The sequence below is a fragment of the Streptomyces sp. NPDC004752 genome, from assembly GCF_053601275.1.
The window spans coordinates 1-6,063 of the sequence record NZ_JBSGBN010000239.1 but is presented as its reverse complement, the minus strand read 5'-3'; the positions used below and the strand labels follow the sequence as shown (position 1 = coordinate 6,063).

At 71.5% G+C, this 6,063-nt stretch carries 6 protein-coding genes; 4 read left to right on the top strand and 2 right to left on the bottom strand.

What is annotated here, in order from left to right; genetic code table 11:
- Positions 1-458: 458 nt before the first annotated feature.
- Positions 459-1,013, top strand: coding sequence for a TetR/AcrR family transcriptional regulator (locus ACWEKM_RS45425; protein ID WP_451627175.1), 555 nt, complete (start codon positions 459-461; stop codon positions 1,011-1,013).
- A 224-nt stretch (positions 1,014-1,237) separates the two neighbouring features.
- Here the strand turns inward: ACWEKM_RS45425 and ACWEKM_RS45420 are convergent, their stop codons facing one another.
- The gene (locus ACWEKM_RS45420; RefSeq protein WP_451627173.1) at positions 1,238-2,194 is read right to left on the bottom strand and encodes a DeoR/GlpR family DNA-binding transcription regulator; all 957 of its coding nucleotides are present in this window, start codon (positions 2,192-2,194) and stop codon (positions 1,238-1,240) included.
- A 168-nt stretch (positions 2,195-2,362) separates the two neighbouring features.
- Positions 2,363-3,892 (bottom strand): NAD(P)H-quinone dehydrogenase, encoded by a 1,530-nt coding sequence (locus tag ACWEKM_RS45415; RefSeq protein ID WP_451627174.1) that lies wholly within the window; start codon positions 3,890-3,892, stop codon positions 2,363-2,365.
- Between the two features lie 204 nt (positions 3,893-4,096).
- Here ACWEKM_RS45415 and ACWEKM_RS45410 point away from each other — a divergent pair, with 204 nt between their 5' ends.
- The 3 genes from ACWEKM_RS45410 (at position 4,097) to ACWEKM_RS45400 (ending at position 5,805) form a co-directional block, all read left to right on the top strand.
- Entirely contained in the window at positions 4,097-4,534 is a 438-nt protein-coding gene (locus ACWEKM_RS45410) for a gamma-glutamylcyclotransferase (protein ID WP_451627172.1), read from the top strand.
- A 50-nt stretch (positions 4,535-4,584) separates the two neighbouring features.
- Complete coding sequence (locus ACWEKM_RS45405) at positions 4,585-4,866, top strand: type II toxin-antitoxin system RelE family toxin (RefSeq protein ID WP_451627171.1); 282 nt, start codon at positions 4,585-4,587, stop codon at positions 4,864-4,866.
- A gap of 114 nt (positions 4,867-4,980) precedes the next feature.
- A complete protein-coding gene (locus ACWEKM_RS45400; RefSeq protein ID WP_451627170.1) occupies positions 4,981-5,805 on the top strand; it encodes a purine-nucleoside phosphorylase in 825 nt (274 codons plus the stop codon).
- Positions 5,806-6,063 lie beyond the last annotated feature (258 nt).

Sequence of the window (6,063 nt, the reverse complement as noted above, 5' to 3'; positions counted from 1 at the left end):
GCCTGGGCGCCGAGGTCGGCGCCTCCCTCACCTCCGGCGCGGTGATCTGCGAAATCAAGGACTGACGGGATCGACAAGGCCGGAACCTGATCCGCCGCACGAATCCGCCGCACGAACGTATCCCTCTGAACGGCTGATCCAGCTGAACGGCTGATCCAGCTGAACGGCTGATCCAGCGAACCGTACGCACGCCCCACGGAGCACAGGTGGCTCCGTGGGGCGACGCGTCTCCGCAGCACATCGCACCACCGCGAGCAGCACGGTCGCCCGGCGCACTCCACGCCAAGGGCCAAGGCACAACGCGCGCCCGCGCGGCCCGCTCCACGCGGGATGCGTGGGTTCCGTGGGCGTCGGATCGGCTTGGCTGTGCTCGATGGCATCCTGGAGGCAGTGCTGAGTGGGAGAGAGGGCGGGTGGCGGGCGTGGTCGCACAGGAGACTGCCGGGGCTCCGCGTGCCATGCGTGCCGACGCCCGCCGTAACCATGAGCGGCTGCTGACGCAGGCCCGCGCCGCGTTCGCCGAGCACGGCACGGATGCCTCGCTGGAGGATGTGGCCCGGCGCGCCGGGGTCGGCATCGGCACGCTGTATCGGCACTTCCCGAACCGGCATGCGCTGCTGAGCGCCGTCTTCGAGGACGCGGTGGGCGAACTCGTCGCCCACGCACGGGAACTGTTGCACGCGCCCGAGCCCTGCTCGGCCCTGGTGACCTGGCTGCGTGAGGTGGTCGAGTACGCCGGGGCGTACCGCGGTCTGTCGCTGGCGCTGATGTCGGTGTCGTCCGACTCCGCCGACTCCGGTTCGGCGCTGGCCCGTTGCGGCACGCCGATCCGTGAGGCGGGCGGCGCGCTGCTCGCCCGGGCCCGGGAGTCGGGCGCCGTACGGGACGATGTCGGCATCGGCGAACTGCTCCAGCTCACCCATGCCATCGGGCTCGCCGCGGCGGAGTCACCGGGCGACCCTGACCTGGCAGACCGGCTCCTCCGCCTGACCCTACGCGGCCTGACGCACTAGACAGGGCACGCCGAAGGGGCGCGAGGCTGTATCAGTATGCGGCTCCGCCGCGATGGTGCCGCAGCCAACCGACAGCATCCCGTCCCTCCCAACGGAGCACCTGAACAGGCCCAGCGAAGTCCATCAAGGTTCGACAGCGCCCTAGGGGCGCGGGGAACTGCGCGACCAGCCACGATGGTGCCGCAGCCGACCAACAACACATCACGGCCCCACCCAGCGGAGCGCTACCGTCTGCGCAGGTCCGCGACGCGGGCGCGGTCCGTGCCCGTCGGCTGGTCGGCGCCGAGCACCGTGGCCGTGCGCAGTCCCGCGGCCGGGATCTGGCCGCGCCGCTGGCCGGGCAGGGGCACGTCCCGGCGCTGTTGGCGCGCCGGGACGTGCTCACCCCCCGGGCTGCCCGTCGCCCCGGCCACGGCGATCTGCACCCCCTGGTCGGCGAGGGCCTGGAGTTCGGTGGCGGCGCGGTCGACGTGGGCCGGGGGCTCGTCGGTGACCAGTCGGGTGATGACGTCGGTCGGCACCGTCTGGAACATCGTGTCCGTGCCCAGTTTGGTGTGGTCGGCCAGGACCACGACCTCCGCGGCGGCCTGTACCAGCGCGCGGTCGACGGACGCCGAGAGCATGTTGGACGTGGACAGCCCTCGTTCGGCGGTCAGACCGCTGCCGGAGAGGAATGCCTTGGAGACCCGCAGCCCCTGGAGCGACTGTTCGGCGCCGGAGCCGACGAGGGCGTAGTTGGAGCCGCGCAGGGTGCCGCCGGTCATCACGACCTCCACCCGGTTGGCGTGCGCCAGCGCCTGGGCCACCAGCAACGAGTTGGTGACGACGGTCAGTCCGGGCACCCGAGCGAGTCGGCGGGCCAGCTCCTGGGTGGTGGTCCCGGCACCGACCACGATGGCCTCGCCCTCATCGACGAGTCCCGCGGCGAGGTCGGCGATGGCCGTCTTCTCGGCGGTCGCGAGATGTGACTTCTGCGGAAAGCCGGACTCCCGCGTGAATCCGCCCGGCAGTACCGCACCGCCGTGCCGGCGGTCGAGGAGTCCTTCTGCCTCCAGTGCGCGCACGTCCCGCCGTACGGTCACTTCAGAGGTCTGGACGACGCGGGCGAGTTCACGGAGCGACACGGCCCCGTTCGCTCGCACCATTTCGAGGATCAATTGGCGACGTTCTGCAGCGAACACGAAACTGACAGTAACCCCAACGACCGTCTGCTTTCAGCAGTTTGCGCCGAATAACAGAAGTTGTTCGCATGGCAGGGTCGGAAGTGATATAGAGCCTATCCCTCCCGACTATGCCGTACGCATGCGCGGCAACTCCCCGTGACCAGCGGGGAGTCGGCCCCCAGGGCGTCAGCCCTCGCCGGTCTCCTTGCGGGTGTGGAGCTGGCGGGCCACCTCGGCGATCGAGCCCGACAGGGACGGGTACACCGTGAAGGCGTTCGCGATCTGCTCGACCGTCAGATTGTTGTCGACGGCGATCGAGATGGGGTGGATCAGTTCCGAGGCGCGCGGCGCCACCACGACACCGCCCACCACGATCCCGGTGCCGGGGCGGCAGAAGATCTTGACGAAGCCGTCCCGGATGCCCTGCATCTTGGCGCGCGGGTTGCGCAGCAGCGGCAGCTTCACGGCCCGCGCGTCGATCGTCCCGGCGTCGACGTCGGCCTGGGTGTACCCGACGGTGGCGATCTCCGGGTCGGTGAAGACGTTGGAGGAGACCGTCTTCAGGTTCAGCGGGGTCACCGCGTCGCCCAGGAAGTGGTACATGGCGATGCGCCCCTGCATGGCGGCGACCGACGCCAGGGCGAAGACGCCCGTGACATCACCGGCCGCGTACACGCCGGGTGCGGTGGTCCGGGACACCCGGTCGGTCCAGATGTGCCCGGACTCGCGCAGCCTGACGCCCGCCTCCTCCAGGCCGAGTCCGGCGCTGTTCGGGATGGCGCCGACGGCCATCAGACAGTGGGTGCCGGTGATGACCCGGCCGTCGGCGAGGGCGACCTCGACGATGTCGCCGACCCGCTTGGCGGCGGCGGCGCGGGAGCGGGCCATGACGTTCATGCCGCGGCGGCGGAAGACGTCCTCCAGGACGGCGGCGGCGTCCGGGTCCTCGCCGGGCAGCACGCGGTCGCGGGAGGAGACGAGGGTGACCTTGGAGCCGAGGGCCTGATAGGCGCCGGCGAACTCGGCGCCGGTGACGCCGGAGCCGACCACGATCAGTTCTTCCGGCAGCTCGGTGAGGTCGTAGACCTGGGTCCAGTTGAGGATGCGCTCCCCGTCGGGCCGGGCGTCGGGCAGCTCGCGCGGGTGACCGCCGGTCGCGATGAGCACGGCGTCCGCGGTGAGGGTCTCCTCAGTCCCGTCGGCCACGGTGACGACGACCTTGCGGGAGCCGTCGAGGGCCTGCATGCCCTCCAGGCGGCCCCGGCCGCGCATGACCCGGGCGCCGGCCCGGGTGACGGAGGCGGCGATGTCATGGGACTGGGCGAGCGCGAGCCGCTTGACCCGGCGGTTGACCTTGCCGAGGTCGACGCCGACCACGCGGGCGGCCTGCTCCAGGGGTGGCGTGTCGTCGGCGACGATGATCCCCAGCTCCTCGTAGGAGGAGTCGAAGGTGGTCATCACCTCGGCCGTGGCGATGAGGGTCTTGGACGGCACGCAGTCGGTCAGCACCGACGCACCGCCCAGGCCGTCGCAGTCGACGACGGTCACCTCCGCGCCGAGCTGCGCGGCCACCAGCGCCGCTTCGTATCCGCCGGGTCCGCCACCGATGATCACGATCCGAGTCACGTACCCCATTGTCCCGCACTCAACAAGGTGGCCGGTGTCCGGGGGTGGCGGTGGTGTGCGTTCCGTTGTCCGCGGGGCCGGTGGGGGCAGGTATCCGCGGGGCCGGAGGGGCTCAGGTATCTGCCGGGCCAGTGAGGCGCAGGCATCCGCGGGGCCGGTGGAGTGCAGGCATCCGCAACGCCGGTGGACCGCAGGTATCCGCGGGGCCAGTGGGCCGCGGTGGGGCGGAGGCGCGGTGCGGGGGTTGTGTCAGGGACCCGCGGGACGGGAGTGCCGCTGCCGTACCCTCGACCCATGTCGCTCTATGCCGCATACGCCGGTAATCTCGACGCCCGGCTGATGTCCCGCCGCGCCCCGCACTCGCCGCTGCGCGCCACCGGCTGGCTGAACGGCTGGCGGCTGACCTTCGGCGGCGAGCAGCTGGGCTGGGAGGGCGCGCTGGCGACGATCGTCGAGGATCCGCTGTGCCAGGTCTTCGTCGGCCTGTACGACATCGCCCCCATGGACGAGCAGCCGATGGACCGGTGGGAGGGCGTGGGGCTCGGCATCTACCGGCGGCTGCGGATCCGCGTGCACACGCTGGACGGGGAGGAGCAGGCGTGGACGTATGTGCTCAACGGGTACGAGGGCGGTCTGCCGTCGGCCCGCTATCTGGGTGAGATCGCCGACGCGGCGGAGTCGGCGGGCGCGCCGCACGACTATGTGATGGAGCTGCGCAAGCGGCCCTGCTGAGGAAGCCTCGCCCGTAAACTCGGGCCATCGACGCACCAACGGGAGAGCGCATGGCCCCCACCACCACGTACGACGTCTACTACACGGTGCAGGCCGCCGCCGCTCGTGACCGGCTGGACGACCGGCAGCGCAACGCCTTCGACAAGGGCATCGCCATGCTGGCCCGCGACCCCTTCCTCGCGGTGTCCCGGCCCATAGGCTCCACCGGGGACGACCGCACGATCCGGCTCACCCAGAACATCCTGGTGGAGTACACGGTCAGCCGCGGGCGCCTGCTGATCTTCATCGTCGAGGTCTTCAACGACAAGGACGTCCTGATCCCGGACGTCTGACACGTCTGAGCCGCCGCTCGGCGGCGCCGTTCAGCGGAAACGACACGACAACGATCGCATTCCCTCGCCTCCGTCATCTACGCGCGTAGGCACAAACCGGCTACCCTCGTCCGCGTGAACGCATCTCTTCTTCCGGACGACATCCAGGGCGACCCCTACGGCGCCGCCGACGCGGCCGCCGCGCGCCTGCGCGACCTCACACGCGCCGAGACCCACGACGTCGTCCTCGTGATGGGCTCGGGCTGGGCTCCCGCCGTCGACGCCCTGGGCGCACCCGACGCCGAGTTCCAGGTCACCGAGTTGCCCGGCTTCCCGTCGCCGGCGGTCGAGGGACACGGCGGCACGGTCCGCTCGTACAGCATCGGGGAGCGGCGGGCGCTGGTCTTCCTGGGCCGCACGCACTACTACGAGGGCCGGGGCGTGGCCGCCGTGGCGCACGGGGTGCGCACCGCCGTGGCGGCGGGCTGCAAGACCGTGGTGCTGACCAACGGGTGCGGCGGGCTGCGCGCGGGCATGCGGCCCGGGCAGCCGGTGCTGATCAGCGACCACATCAATCTGACGGCGACCTCCCCGATCGTCGGGGCGAACTTCGTCGACCTGACCGATCTGTACTCACCGCGGCTGCGGGCCCTGTGCAAGGAGATCGACCCGTCGCTGGAGGAGGGCGTGTACGCGCAGTTCCCCGGCCCGCACTACGAGACGCCGGCCGAGATCCGGATGGCCCGGGTGATCGGCGCGGACCTGGTGGGGATGTCGACGGTGCTGGAGGCCATCGCGGCGCGTGAGGCGGGCGCGGAGGTGCTGGGGATCTCGCTGGTGACGAACCTCGCGGCGGGCATGACCGGCGAGCCCCTCAACCACGAGGAGGTCCTCCAGGCGGGCCGCGACAGCGCGACGCGGATGGGTTCGCTGCTGGCGCAGGTGCTGGGGCGACTGTAGCTCCGCTGGGAGGGCCGTGACGGTGCCGTCGGTTGGCTGCGGCTTCGTCGTGGCTGGTCGCGCAGTTCCCCGCGCCCCTATGGGGCGCTGCCGAGCCAGGGCGCTGCCGAGCCACAGTGGGCTGGCGCCCGCGGGGGCGCTCCGCTGGGAGGGGCGTGACGTGCCGTCGGTTAACTGCGGCTTCGTCGTGGCTGGTCGCGCAGTTCCCCGCGCCCCTATGGGGCGCTGCCGAGCCAGGGCGCTGCCGAGCCACAGTGG

Excerpts from the sequence above, each read along its gene's own strand:
- ACWEKM_RS45405 (WP_451627171.1), top strand. The coding sequence starts at position 4,585 with ATGGCCCCCACCACCACGTACGACGTCTACTACACGGTGCAGGCCGCC.
- ACWEKM_RS45410 (WP_451627172.1), top strand. The coding sequence starts at position 4,097 with ATGTCGCTCTATGCCGCATACGCCGGTAATCTCGACGCCCGGCTGATG.
- ACWEKM_RS45425 (WP_451627175.1), top strand. The coding sequence starts at position 459 with ATGCGTGCCGACGCCCGCCGTAACCATGAGCGGCTGCTGACGCAGGCC.